At 60.1% G+C, this 26114-nt stretch carries 18 protein-coding genes; 11 read left to right on the top strand and 7 right to left on the bottom strand.

Annotated elements, in window-relative coordinates:
- The first annotated feature begins 236 nt into the window (after window positions 1-236).
- Window positions 237-2012 (top strand): pectate lyase family protein, encoded by a 1776-nt coding sequence (locus IEX57_RS20355; protein WP_188707015.1) that lies wholly within the window; start codon window positions 237-239, stop codon window positions 2010-2012.
- Between the two features lie 76 nt (window positions 2013-2088).
- On the opposite strand, the gene IEX57_RS20350 is transcribed toward IEX57_RS20355, so the two are convergent.
- Entirely contained in the window at window positions 2089-3555 is a 1467-nt protein-coding gene (locus tag IEX57_RS20350; protein ID WP_188707013.1) for a glutamate synthase subunit beta, read from the bottom strand.
- Entirely contained in the window at window positions 3555-8195 is a 4641-nt protein-coding gene (gene gltB / locus IEX57_RS20345) for a glutamate synthase large subunit (RefSeq protein ID WP_188707012.1), read from the bottom strand. The genes IEX57_RS20350 and gltB overlap by 1 nt, the downstream gene beginning before the upstream one ends.
- A gap of 515 nt (window positions 8196-8710) precedes the next feature.
- Between gltB and IEX57_RS20340 the strand changes: the two genes are divergently transcribed.
- Together IEX57_RS20340 and feoB are read left to right on the top strand one after the other, a co-directional pair.
- Window positions 8711-8953 (top strand): FeoA family protein, encoded by a 243-nt coding sequence (locus tag IEX57_RS20340; protein WP_188707010.1) that lies wholly within the window; start codon window positions 8711-8713, stop codon window positions 8951-8953.
- A 2-nt stretch (window positions 8954-8955) separates the two neighbouring features.
- Window positions 8956-10728, top strand: a complete 1773-nt coding sequence (feoB, locus tag IEX57_RS20335; RefSeq protein ID WP_188707006.1) for a ferrous iron transport protein B — start codon at window positions 8956-8958, stop codon at window positions 10726-10728.
- 54 nt (window positions 10729-10782) lie between these two features.
- Here the strand turns inward: feoB and IEX57_RS20330 are convergent, their stop codons facing one another.
- Both IEX57_RS20330 and gntR read right to left on the bottom strand, forming a co-directional pair.
- Window positions 10783-11208, bottom strand: a complete 426-nt coding sequence (locus IEX57_RS20330) for a hypothetical protein (protein ID WP_188707004.1) — start codon at window positions 11206-11208, stop codon at window positions 10783-10785.
- Window positions 11209-11255: 47 nt separating this feature from the next.
- Complete coding sequence (gntR, locus tag IEX57_RS20325; protein ID WP_188707002.1) at window positions 11256-12281, bottom strand: HTH-type transcriptional regulator GntR; 1026 nt, start codon at window positions 12279-12281, stop codon at window positions 11256-11258.
- A gap of 257 nt (window positions 12282-12538) precedes the next feature.
- On the opposite strand from gntR, the gene IEX57_RS20320 reads away from it, so the two are divergent.
- The 8 genes from IEX57_RS20320 (at window position 12539) to hemF (ending at window position 21562) form a co-directional block, all read left to right on the top strand.
- A complete protein-coding gene (locus IEX57_RS20320; protein ID WP_188707000.1) occupies window positions 12539-13786 on the top strand; it encodes an ABC transporter substrate-binding protein in 1248 nt (415 codons plus the stop codon).
- Between the two features lie 790 nt (window positions 13787-14576).
- Entirely contained in the window at window positions 14577-15830 is a 1254-nt protein-coding gene (gene hemA / locus IEX57_RS20315; RefSeq protein ID WP_188706998.1) for a glutamyl-tRNA reductase, read from the top strand.
- 5 nt (window positions 15831-15835) lie between these two features.
- Window positions 15836-16309, top strand: a complete 474-nt coding sequence (locus IEX57_RS20310) for a GNAT family N-acetyltransferase (RefSeq protein ID WP_188706995.1) — start codon at window positions 15836-15838, stop codon at window positions 16307-16309.
- The gene (prfA, locus tag IEX57_RS20305) at window positions 16306-17382 is read left to right on the top strand and encodes a peptide chain release factor 1 (RefSeq protein ID WP_188706993.1); all 1077 of its coding nucleotides are present in this window, start codon (window positions 16306-16308) and stop codon (window positions 17380-17382) included. The genes IEX57_RS20310 and prfA overlap by 4 nt, the downstream gene beginning before the upstream one ends.
- Window positions 17383-17614: 232 nt before the next feature.
- Window positions 17615-19471, top strand: coding sequence for a ribonuclease catalytic domain-containing protein (locus IEX57_RS20300; protein ID WP_188706991.1), 1857 nt, complete (start codon window positions 17615-17617; stop codon window positions 19469-19471).
- A gap of 51 nt (window positions 19472-19522) precedes the next feature.
- A complete protein-coding gene (locus IEX57_RS20295; protein ID WP_188706989.1) occupies window positions 19523-20074 on the top strand; it encodes a hypothetical protein in 552 nt (183 codons plus the stop codon).
- Window positions 20075-20170: 96 nt separating this feature from the next.
- A complete protein-coding gene (gene panD / locus IEX57_RS20290; protein ID WP_184100318.1) occupies window positions 20171-20548 on the top strand; it encodes an aspartate 1-decarboxylase in 378 nt (125 codons plus the stop codon).
- A 117-nt stretch (window positions 20549-20665) separates the two neighbouring features.
- Entirely contained in the window at window positions 20666-21562 is an 897-nt protein-coding gene (gene hemF, locus IEX57_RS20285; RefSeq protein WP_188706988.1) for an oxygen-dependent coproporphyrinogen oxidase, read from the top strand.
- 686 nt (window positions 21563-22248) lie between these two features.
- Here hemF and purD read toward each other — a convergent pair.
- The 3 genes from purD to purH form a co-directional block, all read right to left on the bottom strand.
- Window positions 22249-23523, bottom strand: coding sequence for a phosphoribosylamine--glycine ligase (gene purD / locus IEX57_RS20280; protein WP_188706986.1), 1275 nt, complete (start codon window positions 23521-23523; stop codon window positions 22249-22251).
- A 13-nt stretch (window positions 23524-23536) separates the two neighbouring features.
- Window positions 23537-24097: an antimicrobial peptide resistance and lipid A acylation PagP gene (locus IEX57_RS20275; RefSeq protein ID WP_188706984.1), complete on the bottom strand. Its 561-nt coding sequence runs from the start codon at window positions 24095-24097 to the stop codon at window positions 23537-23539.
- Window positions 24098-24461: 364 nt separating this feature from the next.
- The gene (purH, locus tag IEX57_RS20270; RefSeq protein ID WP_188706982.1) at window positions 24462-26024 is read right to left on the bottom strand and encodes a bifunctional phosphoribosylaminoimidazolecarboxamide formyltransferase/IMP cyclohydrolase; all 1563 of its coding nucleotides are present in this window, start codon (window positions 26022-26024) and stop codon (window positions 24462-24464) included.
- Window positions 26025-26114 lie beyond the last annotated feature (90 nt).

Genomic DNA, 26114 nt, shown 5'->3' with positions numbered 1-26114 from the left:
CTTGTGGCCAACCTTACCGTGTTCAATCTGCAACACACAGCTATCCGGAAAAACGTGAAAGCCTGACTTTTGCCGGAATCGGCTGGCTTCTTTTCACCCGCGTTTGATTTTTTGCGCCCTGCACCTTTTCTGTGCTGGGATTCGTGCGCAGCGCACCTCCACAATGTTTCGTCCTGTATCCACTGATATATCCATTTCCAGGATGAAGAAAACCCAATAAAAACAGGAGGATCGATATGCATGACTCTCAATCGCAGTTTCGCCGGACCACCATCCACATGTCAGTGCTGGTGGCCGCACTGACGCTGGCTGCTTGCGGCGGTGGTAGTGATGGCAACTTTGCGGCAAACAACCTCTCCACCCAACCCGCCCCCTCGGCGCAGACTAGCGCTACGCCAACGCCCACCCCTTCCCCGACGGCAACACCAACACCAGCGCCGTCGGCCACGCCCACACCAGCACCAACGCCGACCGCCACACCCACGCCCATTTCGGGCGAGTTCACCCAAAGTTCCGTTGCCATGGCCAACCCTGCGCCATCCAGCAGCCTTGCCCTGTTCAACCTGGAAGGTTATGCCCAGAGCGCCAACGTCACGGGCGGCGGGGTGCTTGCCGAAACCAGCGCCAATTATTGCAAGGTCAGCAACGCGACCGAGTTCACGGCGGCGATCAACAATATCAAGACCACCGCCAAGACGCCCTGCAAGGTCATCGAGATCACCGCCGACCTGAACCTGGGCTGGAATGAAATCGGCGCGGCCAACCAGACCGGCAACATGACGTCCAACAACGCCTCCAACCTGCCGGCGACCACGCTCACGACCATGCGCGCGGCGGGGACCTCGCTGATCAATATCCAGTCCTTTAGCGGGCTGACCATTTATTCAAAGAATGGCGCGACCATCCGGCATGCCGAATTCAATATCAAGAACGGCGGCAACATCATTTTGCGCAATCTGAAATTTGCCGAAATGTGGGAGTGGGATGAACTCACCAAGGGCAACTATGACAAGAATGACTGGGACTTTGTGACCACTGGCGATGGCGGCGGCGTGGTGAACGGCGTGTGGATCGACCATTGCACCTTTACCAAGGCCTATGACGGCATCACGGATATCAAAGGGGCATCCAGTGCAACCGGCGGGACGACCGGGGTGACGGTGTCGTGGAGCGAGATTGTGCCGGAAGACCCGGTATTCATGCAGCATGAGTTCGACGCCATTGAAGCCGACCGCGCCAACAACCCGATGTACGACTATCTGCGCAAAGCCGGCTTTACCGAGGCGGACATCATCCGCGTGGCCACACCGCAAAAGAAGAACTCGCTGGTGGGAGCACTGGATCTGAAAGAATCCAGCGTGTATACCGTGACCCTGCACCACGATTATTTCAAGAACCTGCAGGACCGCATGCCGCGCCTGCGCAGCGGCGACGTGCATATCTACAACTTGCTGGCCGACAGTTCAGACAACCTGCTCACGAAAGTCTGGCGCGACAACATCGTGACCCAGAATGCGCAGTTGTCCAAAGACCTGGATGGGAACGGTGGCACACAGAAATACCACTTCGAGATCATTTCCAATGGCTCCATCTCGACCGAAGGCGGCTCCATGGAAATTGCCAAGAGCGCGTATATCGGCGTGCTGACCCCGCTGCGCAACAACCAGTCAGATCCTTCCAACCCGGCGTATACCGGGGCGATCCGGGCGTTTGATGTGATGCACACGCTGCTGGCAGCGCAAATGCCGGCCGCATCGCAGCAATCAAGCTATACGGATACGCAAGGCAATGTCTGGGCCACGTGGGAAGGCAACAGTCATGGCGCCAACTCCACTTTGGGGCCAAACCAGGCGCCGGAAATCGCCTTTGTGTGGCACAACGGCACGCCCAGCTATACCGCCCACATGCATGAGGTCAGCCAGTTGAAGGACTTGCTGAGCGGGCCGAACAGCAAGGCCGGCGCGGGCAAGATCACCATGACCACTGCGCAGTGGCTGAGCCCGACCAACTAGCTTTGCATTGAGCACCGGCCATAAAAAAAACGGCATCGCAAGATGCCGTTTTTCTGTGTAACACCGAAGACGCGGATTAACGCGGCAGCAGTGTCGTACCCATCAAGGATGCGTCGATTTCGCGCGCGGCCTGACGGCCTTCGCGAATCGCCCACACCACCAGCGACTGGCCACGACGCACGTCACCGGCGGCGAAGACTTTCTCGACGTTGGTGGCGTAGCAACCGGCGCCGTCAGTGGTGGCCTTGGCGTTGCCGCGACCATCACGCTCGACACCAAAGCCTTCCAGAATGCTGGCGATCGGGTTGGTAAAGCCCATGGCCAGGAATACGAGATCAGCCTTGATCTCGAACTCGCTGCCCGGTACTTCCACCGGCTTGCCGGCTTGCCATTCCAGACGCACGCACTTGATGGCGGTGAGCTTGCCGTTTTCGCCGACAAACTCTTTGGTCATCACCGAGAAGTCACGTTCCACGCCTTCGTCATGGCTGGACGAAGTACGCAGCTTCACCGGCCAGTACGGCCAGGTGACGGACTTGTTCTCTTGCTCCGGCGGCATCGGCATCACTTCCAGCTGCGTGACGGCCACAGCGCCGTGACGGTTGGAGGTGCCCACGCAGTCAGAACCGGTATCACCACCGCCGATCACCACCACATGCTTGCCGGCAGCGCTGATCGGGTTCGGGGCGTCACCTGCGACGGTCTTGTTCTGCGGGATCAGGAATTCCAGCGCGTAATGCACGCCAGACAGTTCACGACCCGGTACCGGCAGATCACGCGGTACTTCAGAACCGCCCGCCAGCAGTACGGCGTCGAACTCGGCCTTCAGTTGTTCCGGCGTCACCACGGTGGTGGCATCGTTCACGATACCGGCCGGCAGCTTGCCGTCCACAGCCACGAGGGTACGGGTGCGGAACACCACGCCTTCGGCTTCCATTTGCGTCATGCGACGATCAATGACGCTCTTTTCCAGCTTGAAGTCGGGGATGCCATAACGCAGCAGACCACCCACGCGATCGTTCTTTTCGAACACGGTCACGCTGTGACCGGCGCGCGCCAGTTGCTGGGCTGCAGCCATACCGGCCGGGCCGGAGCCGACGATGGCGACGGTCTTGCCCGTCTTCACCGGGGCGATCTGCGGCGCAATCCAGTTGTTTTCCCAGCCCTTGTCGACGATGTAACGCTCGATGGACTTGATGCCCACCGGGTCAGCATTGATGCCAAGGGTACAGGCGGCTTCACACGGGGCCGGACAGATGCGGCCGGTGAATTCCGGGAAATTGTTGGTCGAGTGCAGCACTTGCAGCGCTTCTTGCCAGTTGCCGCGGTAAACCAGATCGTTCCAGTCCGGAATGATGTTGTTCACCGGGCAGCCGTTATTACAGAACGGAATGCCGCAATCCATGCAACGCGCGCCCTGGGTTTTGGCGGCGTCATCGGTCAGGCGCAGCACGAATTCCTTGTAGTGCTTGACGCGCTCTGCCACCGGCGCGTAGCTCTCGGATACGCGCTCGAATTCGAGAAAACCTGTCGGCTTACCCATTATGCGATCTCCTTTTGCGGGGCGCTGGCGGCGGCGGCCATGTCTTTCAGCGCGCGGCGGTATTCGTTCGGGAACACTTTGACAAAGCGGGCGCGGGCGGCCGGCCAGTCAGCCAGAATCGCCTTGGCGCGGGCGCTGCCGGTGGCAGCCAGGTGTTGTTCCACCAGCTGCTTGAGCAGCGTTTCGTCAGCCTGACCACGGTGCTTGGGCTCATCGCCTTGCTCCGCAGCCGGAACCACGGCTTCCAGTGCCACTTGTGCCATGTTGCAGTGATCAGCGAAATCGCCATCCACGTCATACACATAGGCCACGCCACCGGACATCCCTGCCGCAAAGTTGCGGCCCGTCTTGCCCAGTACCACGACAGTACCGCCGGTCATGTATTCACAACCGTGATCGCCCGTGCCTTCCACCACGGCGGTCGCGCCGGAGTTACGCACGGCAAAACGCTCGCCACCGACGCCAGCCAGGAAGGCCTCGCCTTCGGTTGCGCCGTACAGCACGGTGTTGCCGCAAATGATGTTGTCAGCGGTGTAACCGGCAAAGTTGGCGTTCGGGCGGATGATGATGCGGCCGCCAGACAAACCCTTGCCCACGTAGTCGTTACCTTCGCCCACCAGATCAAAGGTCACGCCCTTGGCGAGGAACGCCGCAAAGCTCTGACCGGCCGTGCCGTTCAGGGTGACGTGGATGGTGTCGTCCGGCAGACCCTTGTGGCCGTAACGGGCTGCGACAGCGCCAGAGAGCATCGAGCCCGCAGTGCGGTTGATGTTCTTGATGCTGGTGGTAATGCTGACCTTCTCGCCTTTTTCCAGCGCCGGGGCAGCTTGTGCCAGCAACTGGTTGTCCAGTGCCTTTTCCAGAGCGTGGTCCTGGTTTTCCACATGCAGACGCGCCACGCTAGCGGGCACATCCGGCTGATGGAATACACGGCTGAAGTCCAGACCTTGCGCCTTCCAGTGTTCGATACCGGCGCGCTTGTCCAGGAGGTCGGCACGGCCAACCAGCTCGTCAAACTTGCGTACGCCCAGCTTTGCCATGATTTCGCGTACTTCTTCGGCAACAAAGAAGAAGTAGTTCACGACATGTTCCGGCTGGCCGGAGAAGCGCTTGCGCAGTTCCGGATCTTGCGTTGCCACGCCCACCGGGCAGGTGTTCAGGTGACACTTGCGCATCATGATGCAGCCTTCCACGACCAGCGGGGCCGTGGCAAAGCCGAATTCATCGGCCCCCAGGAGCGCGCCGATCACGACGTCGCGGCCGGTCTTCATCTGGCCATCCACCTGCACGCGCACACGGCCGCGCAACTGGTTCAGCACCAGCGTTTGCTGGGTTTCAGCCAGACCGAGTTCCCACGAGGTGCCAGCATGCTTGATAGACGACAGCGGCGACGCGCCGGTACCACCATCATGACCTGCCACCACAATGTGGTCAGCCTTGGCCTTGGCTACACCGGCAGCCACCGTGCCGATACCGACTTCGGACACCAGCTTGACGGAGATCGACGCCTTGCGGTTCACGTTCTTCAGATCGTGAATCAGCTGTGCCAGATCTTCGATCGAGTAGATGTCGTGGTGCGGCGGCGGCGAGATCAGACCCACGCCCGGTACAGAGTGACGCAGGAAACCGATGTACTCGGACACCTTGTGGCCCGGCAACTGGCCGCCTTCACCCGGCTTGGCACCTTGTGCCATCTTGATCTGGATCTGGTCGGCATTGACCAGGTATTCAGTCGTCACACCAAAGCGGCCCGAAGCCACCTGCTTGATGGCCGAACGCAGGCTGTCACCTTCCTGGAAGGTGTAGTCGCGCTCGATCCGGCCCTTGCCGATCACTTCAGACAGCTTTTCGCCGGCCTTGAGCGGAATGAAACGACGTGCATCTTCACCGCCTTCACCCGTGTTCGACTTGCCGCCGATCCGGTTCATGGCGATGGCCAGCGTGGTGTGCGCTTCGGTCGAGATCGAACCGAGCGACATCGCGCCGGTAGCAAAACGCTTGACGATTTCCTTGGCGGGTTCGACTTCATCCAGCGGTACGGCATCGCCAATCGCGCTGAATTCAAACAAACCACGCAAGGTCAGGTGACGCTTGGTCTGATCATTGATCAGCGCAGCGTATTCCTTGTAGGTATCGGTCTTGCCGGTACGCGTGGCGTGTTGCAGCTTGGCGATCGAATCCGGCGTCCACAAGTGTTCTTCACCGCGGATACGGAAGGCGTAATCACCGCCGGCATCCAGCGCATTGGCCAGCACCGGATCAGCCGAGAACGCAGCCTGATGCAGCTTGAAGGCTTCTTCAGCCACTTCAAACAGACCCAGACCTTCGATGTTGGACGGCGTGCCGGTGAAGTACTTGTTCACCAGCGACTTCTTCAGGCCAACGGCTTCAAAGATCTGCGCGCCGGTGTAGGACATGTAGGTGGAAATGCCCATCTTGGACATCACCTTCATCAGGCCCTTGCCGATCGCCTTGATGTAATGCTTCTGGTACTTGGCTGCCGTTTCAGCATCGCCACCGGCCATATCGGCCAGCGTGGCCATGGCCAGGTACGGGTGAACCGCTTCCGCGCCAAAACCACCCAGCAGTGCAAAGTGGTGGGTTTCGCGGGCAGAGCCGGTTTCCACCACCAGACCGGTGCTGGTACGCAGGCCTTCGTTCACCAGGTGCAGGTGAATGCTGGAGGTCGCCAGCAGGGCCGGGATCGCGACATTGTTGCGATCCATCTTGCGGTCAGACACGATCAGGATGTTGGCACCGCTCTTGACGGCATCTTCCGCTTCCGCAGCCAGCGACGCCAGGCGGGCTTCAATGCCTGCCGGACCCCAGGCGGCCGGATAACAGATGTCCAGTTCGTGCGAGCGGAACTTGCCACCAGTGTACTTGCCGATGTGGCGGATCTTCTCGATATCGCCAGCCGACAGCACCGGCTGCGAGACTTCCAGACGGATCGGCGGGTTGATGTCAGACGGGTCCAGCAGGTTGGGCTTGGGACCAATGAACGACACCAGCGACATCACCAGATCTTCACGGATCGGGTCGATCGGCGGGTTGGTGACCTGCGCAAACAGTTGCTTGAAGTAGGCGTAGAGCGGCTTGGCCTTGTTGGACAACACGGTCAGCGCGGCATCGTTACCCATCGAGCCGGTGCCTTCTTCGCCCAGCTTGGCCATCGGTTCCAGAATGAACTTGATGTCTTCCTGGGTGTAGCCAAACGCTTGCTGGCAATCGAGCACGGTCGAACAGGGCGCGCCCGGCAGTTCGGTCGCGTCTTGCACTTCATCAAGCTTGATGCGGATCTTGCCAATCCACTCTTTGTACGGACGGGCATTGGCCAGCGAGGACTTGATCTCGCCATCATCAATAATGCGGCCTTGTTCCAGATCGATCAGGAACATCTTGCCCGGTTGCAGGCGCCACTTCTTGTTGATGCGGCTGTCTTCGATCGGCAGCACGCCGGATTCAGACGCCATGACAACCAGATCATCGTTGGTGACCAGATAACGGGCCGGACGCAGACCGTTACGGTCCAGCGTGGCGCCAATCTGGCGGCCATCGGTAAACGCCACGGCGGCGGGGCCGTCCCACGGCTCCATCATCGCGGCATGGTATTCGTAGAAGGCGCGACGGTTGTCGTCCATCAGCGTGTGCTTTTCCCACGCTTCCGGGATCATCATCATCACGGCCTGAGCCAGCGTGTAGCCGCCCATGACCAAGAGTTCCAGCGCGTTATCAAACGACGCGGAGTCAGACTGACCCGGGTAAATCAGCGGCCATACTTTTTCCAGGCTCTTGCCCAGCACCGGCGAGCTGATCGCCTTTTCACGTGCGGTAATCCAGTTCACGTTGCCGCGCACGGTGTTGATTTCACCGTTGTGGGCAATCATGCGGAACGGGTGTGCCAGATCCCAGGTCGGGAAGGTGTTGGTACTGAAACGCTGGTGAACCAGCGCGAGTGCGGAAACGCAACGGGCATCGGCCAGATCGCGGTAGTACTCGCCAACCTGATCGGCCAGCAGCAGACCCTTGTAGTTCACGGTACGGGCCGAGAACGATGGGACATAGAATTCGTGACCGTGAGTCAGCTTCAGGCGGCGGATCGCGTGGCTGGCCGACTTGCGGATGATGTAGAGCTTGCGTTCCAGGGCATCGGTAACCAGCACGTCCGGACCGCGACCCACGAAGATCTGGCGGATGACCGGCTCTTTGGCGCGCACGGTCGGGGACATCGGCATCTCGCGGTCGACCGGCACATCACGCCAGCCCAGCACCACCTGGCCTTCCACACGGACGGCACGCTCGATTTCTTCCTGACAGGCATTGCGCGAGGCGGCTTCCTGCGGCAGGAACACCATACCCACACCGTACTCACCGTACGGGGGCAAGGTCACGCCCTGGCGGGCCATTTCTTCGCGGAACAGCGCATCCGGAATCTGGATCAGAATACCGGCGCCGTCGCCCTGGAGCGGGTCAGCGCCAACGGCGCCGCGGTGATCCAGATTTTTCAGGATCAACAACCCTTGTTCGACGATCGAATGAGACTTCTGGCCCTTCATATGGGCGACGAAACCAACGCCACAGGCGTCGTGTTCGTGTGCGGGATCGTACAACCCCTGCTGCTGGGGCATCACGTGATCCATCACGGTCTTTCCTTCTGGCTAAGCGCACCCGATCCACATCAACGTGCGGGCGACGCACAGGTCAAAAAAGGCCGACATTGCGTCAGCCTGGTTCCGATAATTCGATAATCATCTACAGGGGTCGAGCGGCTAGTCCGGATCTCACGGAGCTGGCGTCGACTAGGCTGGCGGGGTAGCCAGCGCACGGTGCGCGAGCGCGTTGGTATAACGCAGCGCACAAAATGGCAATCATATTGCCAGAAATTCTGCCCTGATCAGAGGCATTTTTTCGAAAAAATGACAGAAAACGGTGCAAATGCGGCACGTCCGTCGGGAAACCGTTGTATGTTTGTCAGAAGACAATGACTACATAATTTCATGTATGTTTTGTGTCAGTCACAAATCAGCAAACTACATCTGTTATGCGAACGTGATTTTTACCTGCGCAATGAAGTGCTTGATAGGTATCAATACACAGAATTCATGCAGTCATCATGCTTCAATAATGAGAATGATTCTTGAAAGCGAGATGCAGCATGTGCCCCCTGTTCGAGCTGTCGCTGGAAACCCCCGCCCGCGTATTAAAACTACATACTCCTGATGAGCTGACACAGCGTCTTTGCGCGCTGGGTTTACGCCCTGGCCGCGAGGTCACGGTACTGCGTCGCGGCTGGCTGGGTGGCCCGCTGCAATTGCGCATCGGCAGTACTGAACTCATGCTGCGGCGCGAACATGCCCGCGCCATCGACGTGGAAGCCCTCCTCGCCCGGGAGGCGTGAACATGCAACGCATCGCGCTGGTCGGCATGCCCAATACGGGCAAATCCACCTTGTTCAACCGCATTACCGGCGGCAATGCCCGCGTGGCCAACTGGCCGGGGCTGACGGTTGATCTGGCCACCCACCGCATCTTGCTGGGCGCCAAAATGGTGCAGATGGTGGACTTGCCCGGCATCTACGATTTATCGGGCGGCGCCGAAGATGAACGGATCGCCCAGTCTTTTCTGGCCAGCACGCCGCTGACCGGCGTCATCGTCTTGCTCAATGCCACGCAGCTGGACCGGCAACTGGGCCTGGCGCTGCAGCTCAAGGCCCTGGGCGCGCCGATGATTGTGGCGCTTAACATGGCCGACGAAGCCCGTAGCGCCGGCATGACCATTGATACTGCGGCGCTGGCGCAGCAACTGGGCTGCCCGGTGCTGCTGGTTTCAGCCAAGCGCGGCGATGGCATCCCCGAATTGAAACAGACCCTGTCTCATCTGGCCGGCCAGCAACGAGCAGTCAATCTCGACTTCACCCAGCTGCAGCCGGCGGCGGCGTTTCATGAGGCCGAAGCCCGTCTGCACCATGACCACGTCAGCCGCCCGCCCACCATGCCAGCCAGCCTCACCGCCAGGATCGACCGCTGGATTCTGCACCCGGCGCTGGGGCTGCCGCTGTTTGTGCTGACCATGTTTATCCTGTTCCAGCTGACATTCGCCATTGGCACGCCACTGCAAGACTTGCTGGGCAGCGGCATCGACTGGGTCAAGTCAACGTGGCTGGAACCCGCACTGGCCGGTGCGCCCGAGATTGTGCGCGGCGCCTTGCTGGATGGCTTGTATGACGGCGTTGGCACCGTGCTGACCTTTGCGCCGCTGATCTTCCTGTTTTTCTCGCTGATGGCGGTGATTGAAGACTCCGGCTACTTCGCCCGCGCCGCTTTCATGATGGATGGCCTGATGGCGCGCCTGGGTCTGGATGGCCGCGGCTTTGTCATGCTGATGATGGGTTTTGGCTGCAATGTGCCGGCGCTGATGGGCACCCGCGTGATCCGCGACCCCAAGGCCCGGCGCCTGACCATGCTGACCATCCCGTTTGCGCTGTGCTCGGCCCGGTTGCAGATTTTCCTGTTCCTGTGCGCCGCGCTGTTCACCCCGGCCCAGGCACCGTGGGTACTGCTGGGGCTGTATCTGGCCAGTATCGTGATCGCCCTGGGCACGGCCTGGCTGCTGCGCAAGCGCTTTACTTCATCCGAGCCTTTTGCACTGGAACTGCCGCCCTTCCGCCTGCCGCTCTTCAAGCAGATTCGCCTGCGCGGCTGGGGCGAAACCCGGGCGTTTTTGCGTACCGCCTCAACCATGATTGTCGCTGGCGTACTGCTGGTGTGGTTCCTGACGCATTACCCGAACGAGCACCATAGCTACGCCGCCATGGTGGCAAACGTGCTCGAACCGGTACTGACGCCGATCGGTATTCATTCCGAGATGTCGATTGCGCTGATTTTTGGCTTTGTCGCCAAAGAAGTGGTGCTGGGGGCGCTGTCGGTGATTACCGGCATGCAAGGCAACGCGCTTTCCGCCCACCTGGCCAGCAGCATGGACCCGGTTTCGGCCATCTCGTTCATGCTGTTCACGCTGATCTATGTGCCGTGCGTGGCCACCGTGGCCACCATGCACAAAGAATCAAAAAGCGCGTGGTTCACAGCCGGTTCGGTGGCGTGGTCACTGGGGCTGGCGTGGGTGTTGTGCTTTGTGTTTTATCAAGGCACGCGGCTGATTGGCGGGTGGTTCTGAGTCGCTGGTCAGCACCTGACCACCCTCTGGAGACTGGCGGTTTTGCCGCCGCTTTTATTCCCAGTCCGCCCCACCGGCTTTGGGCAAGGTATCCCACATCTGCAGGCGTTTGGTATCGGCCAGCCGCATCGTCGGCTGGCTCAGCAACCAGGCTTCCAGCGCCATGCGCTGGTAGGTCAATTCTTCAATGCTGAGCGCCGCCAGAGTGCGCAGCAGCGCGGCGTGCTCCAGCAGGATTTCGCCTTCAAAAATGGCGGCCGTGGCAAGGTAAAGCTGGTCTTCAATCGCCACCACCCAGTACACACTGTCGGTTTCTTCCACCAGCGCCAGCGTGCCGCGCGGCATGACGGCCAGTTCTTTGGCCACCAGTTGCCCCACCATCTGCAGCCATTGCCAGGCTGATTCGGTGCGCTCGTCAATGCCATAAGGCGGGATGTCGGTATCAACCGGCAGTTCAGAAAACGGGGGATAAACAGGCATGGCGATCAATCAAACGGTATCAGGCAAAGAAAACAAAACGCGGCGGATCAACTGCTGCCGCGCAGTTTAAGCTCAAAACCCAGATCAAGCTGACGTTGTTCCGGTACGTTGTGGCCCTCCATCAGTTTAAGCAGCAGGCTCGCCGCTTCAAAACCGATGCGGTAACGCGGTGTGCGCACGCTGGTCAGCGTCGGCGTCGCCCACGCGGCGCCTTCCAGATCGTTGAACCCCACCACCGCCAGCTGCTCCGGCACCTTGATGCCGATGCGATGACTGCCGGTCAGCACCCCCAGCGCCAGATCGTCGTTACAACAAAACACGGCATCGCAATCCGGATGCTCACGGCGCAAGACTTCCAGCATTTCCACACCAAGGCCGATGCGGGAGGGCTTGGGATTAAGGTACTCCAGCTCCGGCGCATAACAACCTGCCGCCTGCAGCGCCTTGCGGTAGCCATCCAGCCGCTGCATCACCCGCGGGTCCAGCCGGGCGCCAAAGAAGGCAATGCGCCGGTAGCCGCGTTCCAGCAAATGCGTGGTGATCTGCCGTCCGGCTTCATCTTGCGAGAACCCCACGCACAGGCGCTCGTTGGAAGGATCAAGCTCCATCATGTGCACCGCCGGGATACCCAGCTTTGCCAGGCGCTGGCGCATTTCCGGCCGCTGGCGCGTGCCGGTCAGCAACACACCATCCGGCGCGTGCGACAGATACGCCCGCAGCAGACGCTCTTCTTTCTCATCGTCATACGCCGTGTTGCCGATCAATATCTGGTAGCCCTTCGGGTCCAGCACTTCATTGATGCCGGCCAGCGTATCGATAAACACCGTGTTGGATAACGACGGAATCAGCACCGCCACCGTGTGCGAGCGCGATGAAACCAGTGTGCGGGCCGAGCGGTTGGGCACATAACCCAGTTCATCGACCGCCGCCAGAATCTGCGCCCGCAGTTTTTCAGAGACCAGATCCGGCGAATTGAGCGCGCGTGAGACCGTAATCGCACTCACCCCTACCTTGCCCGCTACATCGTGCAAGGTGGCGGCGCGAGACGCATTCTGGTTGGCTTTACGCGGCATGGATGTTCTGTGTGCTGACGGCAACAAAATTGAAACGGAACTCAGGATACCGGATTTTGCCGATGCATCGGGCAGCCGGGCTGATCATCAGGGTATTCATTTATTGTTAGGCGCGCTGCTGTTAACGTTAACATTGGCATCAATGTAGTCGATAAAATCCGACAACATTTCAGCGCCAATGACACGCACACGACCAGCGGACTGCGCCCCCTCGCCCTGCGGCAACGCCGGCAGGCACACGAATATGGAGATCGATCATGCTTAACGTACGACTGACCCTGTGCGCTGCCGCGCTGCTGGGCCTTGCTGCCTTCACGCAGGCGGCTGAAGTGGAAGTACTGCATTACTGGACCAGCGGCGGCGAAGCCAAAGCGGCCGGCGAACTCAAGACCATGCTGGAAGCCAAGGGCGACAAGTGGAAAGACTTCGCCGTGGCCGGTGGCGCAGGCGAAAACGCCATGACGGCACTCAAGACCCGCGTGGTCTCCGGCAACCCGCCTGCCGCCGCCCAGTTGAAAGGCCCGGCCATTCAGGAATGGGGCGATCAGGGCGTGCTGGTGTCGATTGATGACGTCGCCAAAGCTGAAGGCTGGGACAAACTCCTCCCGCCCGTCGTGGCCAATGTCATGAAATACAAAGGCCAGTACGTCGCCGCGCCGGTCAACGTTCACCGCGTGAACTGGTTGTGGATCAACGCCGACCTGCTGAAAAAAGCCAACGCCAAAGCCCCGACCACCTGGGATGAATTCTTCAAGACCGCCGACGCCATGCAAAAAGCCGGGATTATCCCGGTCGCCATTGGCGGCCAGTCCTGGCAAGAAGCCGAACTGCTGGAAAGCGTCGCCCTCGGCGTAGGCGGTGCCAGCTTCTACAAGAAAGCCTTTGTGCAACTGGATCAGGCCACGCTCAAAAGCCCGACCATGATCAAGGTGCTGGAAACCTACAAGCGCATCAAACCCTACACCGACAAAGCCGCCAACGGCCGCGACTGGAACCTGGCCACCGCCATGGTCATCAACGGCAAGGCCGGCATGCAGTTCATGGGCGACTGGGCCAAGGGCGAATTCGCCGTCGCCGGCAAACAGGCCGGCAAAGACTTCCTGTGCGTCGCCGCGCCGGGCAGCGCTGACGCGTACACCTTCAACGTCGACTCTTTTGCCTTCTTCAAACTGAAAGACAAAGACGCCGAGAAAGGCCAGCGCGACCTGGCGCAACTCTTGATGAGCCCGAAGTTCCAGGAAGTGTTCAATCTGTACAAAGGCTCGATCCCGGCACGCCAGGGCATGGACCTGTCCAAGTTTGACGACTGCGCCAAAAAGTCCTCCGCCGACTTCAAGAACGCCGCCGCCAAGGGCACGCTGGTCCCCTCCTGGGCACACGACATGGCCATCCCGCCTGCCGCCGAGGGCGCCATTTACGACGTCGCCGCCCAGTTCTGGAACGACGACAGCATGACCGCACAAACCGCAGCGCAAAAAATCGCCGCAGCGGCACGCGCCCAGTAACCCGCTTCCCTCCGAAGGCTGCAGCCCCCGACTGGTCGTTTGATGACTGGTGGGGGCTGTGTTTTTTGTTTTGCAGCCGGCTGGATTCCGGCTCAAGCCGCAATGACGCGGCAGTGAGGCGCAGCACGCAGCGCGAAACAGCCCAGTGTTGCAAGGTGGATTGCTTCGCGAATCCACCCTACAAAACCTGCCCCAGATCCCACAGCGGTTGCGGTTGCGGTTGCGGTTGCCGTTGCCGTTGCCGTTGCCTTTGCCTTTGCCTTTGCCTTTGCCTTTGCCTTTGCCTTTGCCTTTGCCTTTGCCTTTGCCTTTGCCGTTGCCTTTGCCTTTGCCTTTGATGTTGCCTTTGATGTTGCCTTTGACGTTGCCCCCCTTGACTGCGCCGAGCATCGCAGCAAGGCGCGGGGTTTCGGCGCAAGGGTGTTTGAGGGCTTTAGCCCGAGTTCCCTGGAGCCAGCCGCGCCTTGCGAGAAGCGCAGGGAACCCGAAGGGCGCAGTCGCAGGGGTCGCCTTTCTTTTGGTTACTTTTCTTTGGCGAAGCAAAGAAAAGTAACGTGCTCCGGCCACCGCCGGTATCAAAACCACCGCGCCGTCAGGCGCCAACAAAAGATCAAGGTTCTACAACCCGCCAAGCCACCCTATCGCCAGCCCCCGAATCCCCCCACCCCCCACCCCCCACCCCCCACCCCTCAACCCTCAACCCATTGATCCATCAGCCATTCAGCATTCCCGCCCGCCAGCCACGCCATAATCACGGTATACTAATGCGTTTTGAATTCCCCCCGCAGCGATGAACCTGTTCGTACTCGGCGTCAACCACGAAACCGCTCCGTTATCGGTGCGGGAGCGGCTTGCGTTTTCGCCAACCGAACTGCAGTCCGCGCTGCCTGGCCTTGTGGCCCAGCCTGGCGTGGTTGAAGCCGCCATCATCTCTACCTGTAATCGCACCGAACTCTATTGCAACGCCCGTGATCCGTCGGCCCTGATGGATTGGTACGCCGCCAGCCGTGGCCGCAAGACAGAAGAACTCAACAGTTATCTGTACGTGCATGCCGGTGGCGATGCCGCCCGCCACACCTTCCGTGTCGCCGCCGGGCTGGACTCGATGGTGCTGGGCGAAACGCAGATTCTGGGGCAGCTCAAAGATGCCGAACGCCAGGCGCGTGAGTCGGGCAGCATGGGCGTCTTGCTCAATGGCTTGTTCCAGCGCGCGTTTCAGGTCGCCAAAGACGTGCGCACCCAGACCCGTATCGGGTCGGCCTCGGTATCCATGGCGGCAGCGGGCGTCAAACTGGCGGAACGGATTTTCCCCTCGGTCTCTGAATGCAGCGTGCTGTTTGTGGGTGCGGGCGAGATGATCGAGTTGTGCGCCACTTATTTCTGTGCGCAAAAACCAAGAAAAATGGCGGTGGCCAACCGCACGCTGGAGCGCGGCGAGCTGCTGGCGCAAGCACATGGCGGTGAAGCGATCCTGCTGACCGATATCGCTGAGCGGCTGCATGAATTCGACATTGTGGTCAGTTCAACGGCCTCGCCGCTGCCGGTGATTGGCAAGGGCATGATTGAACGCGCGCTCAAGCTGCGCAAACGCCGCCCGCTGTTCATTGTTGATCTGGCGGTGCCGCGCGATGTCGAGCCTGAAGCCGCCGAACTGGACGATATCTATCTGTACACGGTGGATGACTTGTCTGAAGTGGTCCGCCAGGGCGTGCACGCGCGCCAGGGCGAGGTCGTCGCCGCCGAGGCGCTGATCTCTGATCATGTCAGCGAATTCAATCACTGGCTGGCCAGCCGTGAACTGGTCCCGACCATTCGCGACTTGCGCGATCACGCCGACCGCGCCGCACGCGCTGAACTGGCCAAGGCCAAAAAGCGCCTGGCGGCTGGCGATAACCCGGAAGAAGTGCTGGAAAAACTCACCGCACAACTTTCGGCCAAGTTTCTGCACGCCCCGCTGGCTTCACTCAATGCGGCCGATGGCGATGAACAAACCGCCCTCGTCACCGCAACCCGCCGCCTGTTTCGCCTCCACGACGAGGAATAGCTTTGATGTCACTGTTTCAAACCGCCCGCTGGCAACGCCAGTTTGATACGGGCGCGTTTGAGGTCGACACCGACCCTGCGCGCCTGCCCTTCGAGACTGCCTACGACTTTATCGGCCGCCGCTCCTATTGGGCCAAAGGCATGCCGGAGGCCGTGTTTCGCCGTTCCGTGGCCGGCGCTCTGTGCTTTGGCGTCTATCACGGCGAGGCGCTGGTGGGTTTCGCCCGGGTGATTACCGACGGCGCCACCATTGCCTATCTGGGCGATGTGTTTATCGACGAAGGCTACCGCGGGCGTGGTTTGTCCAAGTGGCTCATGGCCTGCATACACAGCCATCCAGACCTGACCGCCTTGCGTCGCTGGATGCTTTTTACTGCCGATGCGCACGAACTCTACCGCCAGTTCGGCTGGACCGAAGCGGCGCGACCCGAGCGCTATATGGAACGGCTTAATCAGAACGTTTACCAACAACAACAATGAAACCATCGATTCTGGCCCGACTGGCCCAACTTTCCGACCGTCTTGAAGAAGTGGGCGCCCTGCTCGCCTCTGAAGGCGCGACCAATGACATGAACCAGTACCGCAAACTCACCCGTGAGCATGCGGAGCTGGAGCCGGTTGTGGCGCTCTACAAGGATTACCGCCAGGCCGAGGCCGATATCGCCACAGCCCAGGACATGCTCTCCGACCCGGACATGAAAGAACTGGCCGAAGAAGAGCTGGCCGAAGGCAAGGCGCGGATCGAGTCGCTGGAGCTGGACCTGCAAAAGGCCCTGCTGCCCAAAGACCCCAACGACGAGCGCAATATCTTTCTGGAAATCCGTGCCGGTACCGGGGGTGATGAATCGGCACTGTTTGCGGCAGACCTCTTTCGCATGTACAGCCGCTATGCCGAGCGCAATCGCTGGCAGGTGGAAATCATGTCGGCCAATGAGTCTGACCTGGGCGGCTTCAAGGAAGTCATCGCCCGTGTTGTCGGCTTTGGTGCGTATTCCCGCCTGAAGTTTGAAAGCGGCGGCCACCGCGTGCAGCGCGTACCGGCCACGGAAACACAGGGCCGCATTCATACCTCCGCCTGCACCGTGGCGGTGATGCCGGAGGCCGATGAAGCCGAAGAGATCAATATCAATCCGGCCGATCTGCGCATTGATACCTTCCGCGCCTCTGGCGCCGGCGGGCAGCACATCAACAAGACAGACTCTGCCGTGCGCGTGACGCATATCCCGACCGGCATTGTGGTGGAATGTCAGGACGACCGCAGCCAGCACAAGAACAAGGCGCGCGCGCTGGCGGTACTGGCCGCGCGGATCAAGGATGTGCAAGACCGCGAGCGCCACGCCAAAGAAGCCGCCACCCGCAAGAGCCTGATCGGCAGTGGCGACCGCAGCGAACGTATCCGCACCTACAACTATCCGCAGGGGCGCATGACTGATCACCGGATCAACCTGACGCTGTACAAACTGGACGCGATCATGGATGGCGATCTGGAAGAGCTGACCCAGGCGCTGGTGAACGAACAACAGGCCGAGTTGCTGGCACAACTCGGGGAATAAGGCGTGACCGGTGATATGTGACGGGCAAGCTCAAAAAACGACACCCCGCACCACCACACGCCTCTTGAATACGGCCTGATCTGCGCAAGCGCGGATCAGGCCAGCCATCTTGATCAATTACACATTTAAAGCAGCGAGATGACAGGCGGTAGCCGGGTTTGGTTTTTCTCCTCACACCTCACCCCTGCCTCCTCACTCAGATATAATTGCCTGCTTTCCAGAAAGGGTTGTTATGCACGTTTTTTACGAAGAGGATGGTAGCTTCAAGGTCGCTACGGTCAAGGAATCGCAACCGGCGAGCTTGATGGTGGAAGACGTGCGAGGCAAGCGCAGCAAGGTCAAGAACGGCAATGTATTGCTCAAGTTCGAACGCCCTGCGCTCGATGAAGTGCTGCCGCAAGCCGAAACCCTGGCTGCCGAGATTGATCTGGACCTCTTGTGGGAAACGTGCGGCGAGCACGAGTTTGGCTTTGAAGAACTGGCCGCTGAATATTTTGGCGCCAACCCGTCGGCCGCCTCGCAGATTGCCGTGGTGCTGCGTTTGTCCGCCGCGCCCATGTATTTCTACAAAAAGGGCAAGGGCCGCTACAAGGCCGCGCCGGAAGAAAACCTGAAAGCCGCGCTGGCCGGGCTGGAGCGCAAGCAGCGCGAAGCCGAACAGATGGCGGTATGGCAGGCAGAACTGGTCGCCGGCAAGCTGCCCGACGCGTTCGCCCCCATCATCAACCGTTTGCTGCACCGCCCAGACAAAAACGGCATCGAATACAAAGCGCTGGCGCAAGCCGCCGACGCCGCCCACACCAGCCCCACCCGCCTGTTGCAAAGCGTGGGCGCCATTCCGGATGTGGCCGATTACTTCCTGCAAGGCTTCTTGCTGGAAACCTTCCCCAAGGGCCGCGAGGCCGTGGTCAGCCAGACCGTCACACTGCCAACCGATCTGCCGGTGGCCGACGTGCAAGCGTTCTCGATCGATGACGTGACCACCACCGAAATCGACGATGCGCTGAGCCTGAAAAAGCTGCCCAATGGCAACTGGCAAGTCGGCATTCACATTGCCGCGCCGGCCCTGGGTATTGCGCCGGATACCGAACTGGACAAGCTGGTGTTCGACCGCCTCTCTACCGTGTATTTCCCGGGCGACAAGATCACCATGCTGCCGGACTCGGCCGTACAGGTGTTCACCCTGCAAGAAGGCGCAGCGCGACCGGCCGTGTCGATGTATCTGGAAATCTCGCCAGGTTTTGACATCCTCAATCACCGTACGGTGGTCGAGCAGGTGCCCATTGCGGCCAACCTGCGCCACGACCAGATCGAAGCGCTCTTTAACGAGCTGACTGCCGGCAAGGAAGACGGTCCGGATTTCCCGTGGAAGGCCGAACTGACCACGCTGTGGCGCTTTGCCGGCAATCTGGAAGGCCGCCGTGGCCGCGCCGATGACCCCAACGCCCCGGTGCGCATTGATTACAGCTTCTACGTCGATACGCTGGAGAACGGCGAGAAGCGCGTACGCATCCTGCCGCGCAAACGTGGTTCGCCCATGGACAAGCTGGTCGCCGAAATGATGATTCTGGTGAACAGTCAGTGGGGCAAGGATTTGAAAGATGCCGAGATCGCCGGCATCTACAGAGTGCAGAACAATGGTCGCGTGCGCATGACCACGCAGCCCGGCCCGCACATTGGCCTGGGTGTGGAGTTTTACGCCTGGTCGTCCTCCCCGCTGCGCCGCGCGGTGGACTTTGTAAACCAGCAGCAGATCATCGCCATGGTGGGCGGCGTGAAACCGCGCTTCCAGAAAAACGACGCAGAACTGTTTGCGGCCATTGGTGCGTTTGACACCGCTTACGCCGCCTACGCCGACTTCCAGGACAAGATGGAGCGTTACTGGTGTCTGCGTTATATGGAACAGGAAAACATGCGCGAGTTCTCTGGCTCGGTCATCAAAGAGAACCTGGTGCGAGTGGATGGCATGCCGCTGGTGTTGCGCGTGCCCGGGTTGCCGGAATTACCGGCCGGTTCCACTGTCGTACTGCAACGACTGAAAACCGACTGGCTGGAACTGAATCTGGATTGCCGGTTAGCAACGATGTAACGAAGAATGGCCGGCCGGGCAGGCTGGCTGTTCGAATCGGGATGATTGTTTATGCAGCAGAAACGCCCTTTGAACTATTACCTGCCGATGCGCTTTGCCAACGGCGAGCAGATCCGGCAGTTCTCCAAGCCGTGCGTGCGTTGCGGCCACATGCTGGGCGCTAAAGACATGTTTGGCGTCGCGCGCTTGCTTGATGACAGCCTGGCGATTGCCGCCAAGGCCCAATGCCCCAAGTGTGGCGAGGTTTTTGGCGTGGCCTGTCGCGTGGATAACCACAAGCGCGTGACACGGGTGATCATGCCGGCCTTCCTGTTTGGCTGGTTCCTGCGCAACCTGCCAGTGCAACCGCGCGAGCGTGAAGCGGAAGTCGCCCGCGCCGCCGCCATGCTGGCCCAGGCCACCGAAGCCGCCGCGCCGCCGGCGCCAGTGACACCCCAGGAAATCATCCGCGCCGACGAAAGTGTGGGGAGCTACCAGGGCAAAGTGATCCCGGCCTGGGTGAAAGTAGATGGCCAGCAGATGGCGTTTGACCGCGTGTTGCTGAACGCGCGCCCAGGCCCGGGCGAGTTCTTGCTGGACGACTGCCTCGTCTACCGCGCCTGATCATTGATCAAACAGCCAGATGGCTGAAAGTGCCAGTACACCGGCCATATTTGCGATTTATAATCGCGCCCTTACAAGTGATGTCGGAGCTTTACCATGAACCGCAGCATGCTCAAATCCAAGATCCACCGTGTCACGGCCACCCATGCCGAACTGCACTACGAAGGGTCTTGCGCTATCGATGAAGATCTCCTCGAAGCAGCGAACATCCGTGAGTTTGAAGAAGTCACCATCTGGAACATCAACAACGGTGCACGTTTTTCGACCTACGCCATCAAGGGCGCACGGGGCTCGGGCATCATCTCGCTGAACGGTTCCGCCGCGCGCCAGGCCCAGGTGGGCGACTTGCTGATCATCGCCACCTTTGCCCAATACAACGAGACCGAACTGGCCAGCCATCACCCGGCGCTGGTGTTCGTTGATGCGCAAAACAAGATCAAGGAAATCAAGCACGGCATCCCGACACAAAACTGAGTGTCGCCGCCGCAGCTAAAAGCCCCGCCCGCACGCGGGGCTTTTGTTTTGGCGTCATGCGCCGGACCGGGCATGAATCACGTACCATTTGCTTCTTTGCATCCGGAGAAAACCCCCATGTCCGCTTCCCAGGTGCGCGACTATCTGTTGTCGCTGCAGCAAAACATCGTCGCTACGCTGGAAAACCTGGATGGTCACACCTTCCGCCACGATCAGTGGGACCGCGCGGAAGGCGGGGGCGGGATTTCACGGCTGGTGGAAGACGGTGGCCTGATCGAGCGCGGCGGGGTTAATTTCTCTCACGTCAAAGGGCAGACACTGCCCCCTTCTGCCACCGCGCACCGCCCGGAACTGGCCGGCCGCGCGTGGGAAGCCATGGGCGTATCGCTGGTCATTCACCCGCGCAACCCCTACGTGCCGACCGTGCACATGAACGTGCGCATGTTCCGCGCCTATGCCGAAGGTCACGATGATGTCGTGTGGTTTGGCGGCGGCATGGACCTGACGCCCTACTACGGCTTTGAAGAAGACGCCCATCACTTCCACACCACCTGCCGCGACGCCCTGGCGCCGTTTGGCGACGCGTACTACCCCAAGTACAAAGCCTGGTGCGACACGTATTTCTTCCTCAAACACCGCAACGAACCGCGCGGCATTGGCGGCATTTTCTTCGACGACTTGTCAGAACTGGGTTTTGAAGGCGGCTTCGCCTTCATCCGCGCCGTAGGCGACGCCTTCCTGCATGCCTGGGTACCCATCGTCGAACGCCGCCGCGAATACCCGTTTGGCGAACGCGAACGCGACTGGCAAGCCTATCGCCGCGGCCGCTACGTCGAATTCAACCTGGTATGGGACCGCGGCACCCTGTTTGGCCTGCAGTCTGGCGGGCGAACCGAATCCATCCTCATGTCGATGCCGCCGATTGTGAAATGGCGCTACGACTGGCACCCACCACAAGGATCAGCAGAAGCCCGCCTGATGAGCGACTTCCTCATCGGCAAGGACTGGGTGTGAGGTGTGAGGTGTGAGGTGTGAGGTGTGAGGTGTGAGGTGTGGCAGAGCGTACGTTGGATTGCTCTGCGCATCCACCCTGCACACCGGGGCAGAGCTGGCTTGAGTGGTGCTGTTTCAGGGCTTTACTGGATTCCCGCCTGCGCGGGAATGACGAAGTGGTGAGGCTGCCGGGTCATTCTTGCAAGCAGACAGTTTGCGCGATTGGTCTGCCGTTGCCGTTGCCGTTGCCGTTGCCATTGCCATTGCCATTGCCATTGCCATTGCCGTTGCCGTTGCCGTTGATTTCCGGGGTTGCAGTTGCTTTTGACGTCCCTCCCCCTGACTGCGCCGAGCATCGCAGCGAAGTCCGGGGTTGCGGCGAAGGGGTGTTTGAGCGAAGCGAGTTCCCGTAGCCAGCCGGACTTCGCGAGAAGCGCAGGGAACTCGCGTAGCGAGCGCCGTCGCAGGGGTCGCCTTTCTTTTGGGTACTTTTCTTTGGCGACCCAAAGAAAAGTACCGTGCTCCGGGCACCCCCGGTATCAAAACACCGCGCCGCAGGCGCTAACAAGGTTTGGGTTTGGGTTTGGGTTTGGGTTTGGGTTTGGGTTTAGGCTTCACAAGCTAACCACTCCCCCTCCCCCCAAAAACAAAAAAAGCCATCTCAACGACGGCCTTTTTTTGCCCAACCCCCACCCCACCCAAACAAATCACTTCCGGCTAATCGCCCGCCAGCCAATATCCGTCCGGTGCTGCTCACCATCAAAATGCACCCCGGACAACAACTCATAAGCCCGCTTCTGCGCCGCCTTGAACGTCTCACCAAACGCAGTCACGCACAACACGCGCCCGCCGCTGGTAACCGGCTTGCCATCTGCATTGAGCTTGGTACCGGCATGGAACACATGGCCGTCTTCCACCTCAGGCGTCGCGCCAGTGATCACATCACCCACGCGCGGGGTCTCCGGGTAATTGGCAGCAGCCATCACCACACCCAGCGCCACGCGGCGATCCCATTCGGCTTCAACCTTGTCCAGCGTGCCTTCAACGGCATGCTCGACCAGGTTCACCAGATCGCTCTTCAGACGCAGCATGATCGGCTGGGTTTCCGGGTCGCCCATGCGGCAGTTGAATTCCAGGGTCTTGAGCTGGCCTTCCGGGCTGATCATCAGACCGGCGTACAAAAAGCCGGTGAAGATGATGCCGTCGCGTGCCATGCCCTGTATGGTCGGCATGATCACTTCACGCATGGCCCTGGCGTGGATTTCCGGCGTCACCACCGGGGCCGGGCTGTAGGCGCCCATGCCGCCCGTGTTGGGGCCTTCGTCGTGGTCTTTCAGACGTTTGTGATCCTGGCTGGAGGCCAGCGCCAGCACGTTCTTGCCATCTACCATGACGATGAAGCTGGCTTCTTCACCGGTCAGGAATTCTTCAATCACCACACGCGCGCCAGCGTCGCCCAGCTTGTTGTCAGACAACATGCTGTCCACGGCGTCATGGGCTTCTTGCAGCGACATTGCCACCACCACGCCCTTGCCGGCGGCCAGACCATCGGCCTTGATGACAATCGGAGCGCCCTTGGCGTCGATATAGGCGTGCGCTTTGGCGGCGTCAGAGAAGGTCTCGTAGTCGGCAGTGGGGATGCCATGGCGCTTCATGAAGGCCTTGGCGAAATCCTTGGAGCTTTCCAGCTGTGCTGCGGCTTTGGTCGGGCCAAAAATCTTCAGGCCGGCTTTGCGGAACGCATCGACCACCCCTTTGGACAACGGGGCTTCCGGGCCAACGACGGTAAGCTGGATCTGCTCGCGCTGGGCAAAGGCCACCAGCACGTCGATATCAGTGATCGGCACATTGGTCAGATTGGGCTCCAGCGCGGTACCCGCGTTGCCCGGCGCCACAAATACCTTGCCCACACGGGGCGACTGCGACAATTTCCAGGCCAGCGCGTGTTCGCGCCCGCCATTGCCGATTACAAGCACGTTCATGTGTATATCCTGATTATTCAAATGCGTAGCGACTGAAGAAGAAAGCCACATCCCCGTTGTTCACGCCGCCCAGGCTGGGAATCCAGGTGCCCATGATGTAAACCTGACGATAGCGGATCGCGGCCACCGGCAGCGCGATCGGGAAAGGAATACCACCAAAGATGTCCCGGCGGGAGGTCATGCCGACGGAGTAACCACCGCCGAACGACAAGCCGCCCAGGATCGGGTCGGTAAACCACAGCCCGGCGTAGCCCACCATGAATTCCGGGTTCTTGTGCGAGTCAGAAAACATCAGGCCCAGAACGATATCTTCGTTGCCCTTGTCATCAATGACGTGCCGGCCATAACCGCCACCCCAGCCCCACTTGTTCAGTTGTTCCAGTTTTTCTTCGGTGTACTGGTGCGGGTCATGCCAGGTGTAGCCGGAGATATAAATATCCGACTTGCCGTTCTGGTACACATCAGAAACGTGTGTACAGGCCTGGTCGAGCCAGCTTCCCATGCCGGTGCAGTCAATGGCTGACGCCAACGGCGCAGCAAGGCTCAAGATCAAGGCAGCAAGTGTTTTTTTCATGAGAGACGAGTTTCTTCTGGTGAATATGAAGCGGTACGGATCTGACCAGTTGCGGGCTGGTTGGCACGATCCGTGAACCTGATTGCAACGCAGCATGCACGTTCTGCCGGCATTTTACAGCCTGCCGCGTCCATGCCAAGCAAGCCAGTCAACTTCCTGCAAGGAAACCAGACTGTCCCTACGGGGCGCGGGCCTGTTCGGGCCGGTACTGTTTGCTCTTAACGCAGCAAAGCACATCAGGTTGAACCGGTTGCCCTGCCGTCAGTGTGATCCGACAACATGACAACCAGATATGAAGCTCATCCTGGCACCCCTTATGCCAGACAGCACACACGGGATGACCAGGAAGGTGGGACTGGTTTGCTTAGTGACGGAAGTGGCGGATGCCCGTCAGCACCATGGCGATGCCATGTTCGTCGGCTGCGGCGATGACTTCTTCATCACGCACAGAGCCACCCGGCTGGATGATGGCCGACACGCCGTTTTCAGCGATCACATCGACACCGTCGCGGAACGGGAAGAAAGCATCCGACGCGGCCACGGAGCCACGCAGTTCCAGACCGGCCGAGCGTGCCTTGATGGCGGCGATCTTGGTCGAATCAACGCGGCTCATCTGGCCGGCGCCGATACCCAGGGTCTGGCCATTGCCGCAGAACACGATGGCATTGGATTTGACGAACTTGGCCACGCGCCAGGCAAACAACATGTCTTTGAGCTGTGCTTCAGTCGGGGACTTCTTGGTCACGACCTTCAGATCAGACAGCTTGAGGGCGTGGACATCCGGTGTTTGCACCAGCAGGCCACCACCAACGCGCTTCACATCAAACTTGTTCTCACCCGATTCCAGCGGCACGGTCAGTACGCGCACGTTCGGCTTCTTGGCCAGCAGCGCCAGCGCATCGGCGCTGTAGCCCGGGGCGATCAGCACTTCCAGGAACTGGGCAGCCACGGCCTGGACGGTGTCGCCATCCACTTCGCGGTTAAACGCAATGATGCCGCCGAAGGCCGAGGTGGTATCGGTCGCGAACGCAAGGCGGTACGCGCTGAAGGTATCGGCACCCACGGCCACGCCGCACGGGTTGGCGTGCTTGACGATCACGCAGGCCGGCTCTTCAAACTGCTTCACGGCTTCCCATGCCGCATCAGAGTCAGCGATGTTGTTGTACGACAGTTCCTTGCCTTGCAGCTGGGCGTAACGCGACAGGCTGCCGGCGGCCGGGTCCAGATCGCGGTAGAAGGCGGCGGACTGGTGCGGGTTTTCGCCGTAACGCATGTCCTGCACCTTCACGAATTGCAGGTTCAGGCGTTCCGGGTAGGCTTTTTTCTCGCCGTCTGTGGTCAGTGCGGTCAGGTAGTTGGAGATCGCGCCGTCATAGGCAGCGGTATGGCTGAACGCCTTTTTGGCCAGACCCACGCGGGTAGCCAGCGTCAGGCCGCCCTGGTTGTCTTTCATTTCTGCGATCAGCGGTGCGTAGTCAGACGCATCGGTCACAATGGCAACGTGGGCGTGGTTCTTGGCGGCGGAACGCACCATGGCCGGGCCACCGATATCGATGTTCTCGATGGCATCTTCAAAGCTGCAATCGGGCTTGGCGATGGTGGCTTCGAACGGGTAGAGGTTCACGCACACCAGGTCGATATTGCCAATACCGTGTTCGGCCATTTTGGCCACGTGGCTGTCCAGATCGCGACGGCCCAGAATGCCGCCGTGGATTTTGGGGTGCAGCGTTTTCACGCGGCCATCCAGCATTTCAGGAAAGCCGGTGTAATCGGCCACTTCAATGACCGGCACGTTGTTGTCTGCCAGCAGTTTGGCGGTACCACCGGTAGAGAGGATCTCTACACCGAAACCCGAGAGGGCTTTGGCAAATTCGAGTACACCGGTTTTGTCGGAAACGCTGATCAGCGCGCGCTTGATGATGGTCATTGCTGTTTTTCCTGATGCCCGTGGAGGTAAAGATCAAAACACTAACGAAACAACTCACAGTAAAACCGGGTGCCCCGCTGGCGGTGGCAC

Source organism: Silvimonas iriomotensis (assembly GCF_014645535.1).
Lineage (GTDB): Bacteria > Pseudomonadota > Gammaproteobacteria > Burkholderiales > Chitinibacteraceae > Silvimonas > Silvimonas iriomotensis.
Note: the sequence above shows the minus strand (reverse complement) of the source record. Positions and strands in the feature narration are given on the sequence as shown.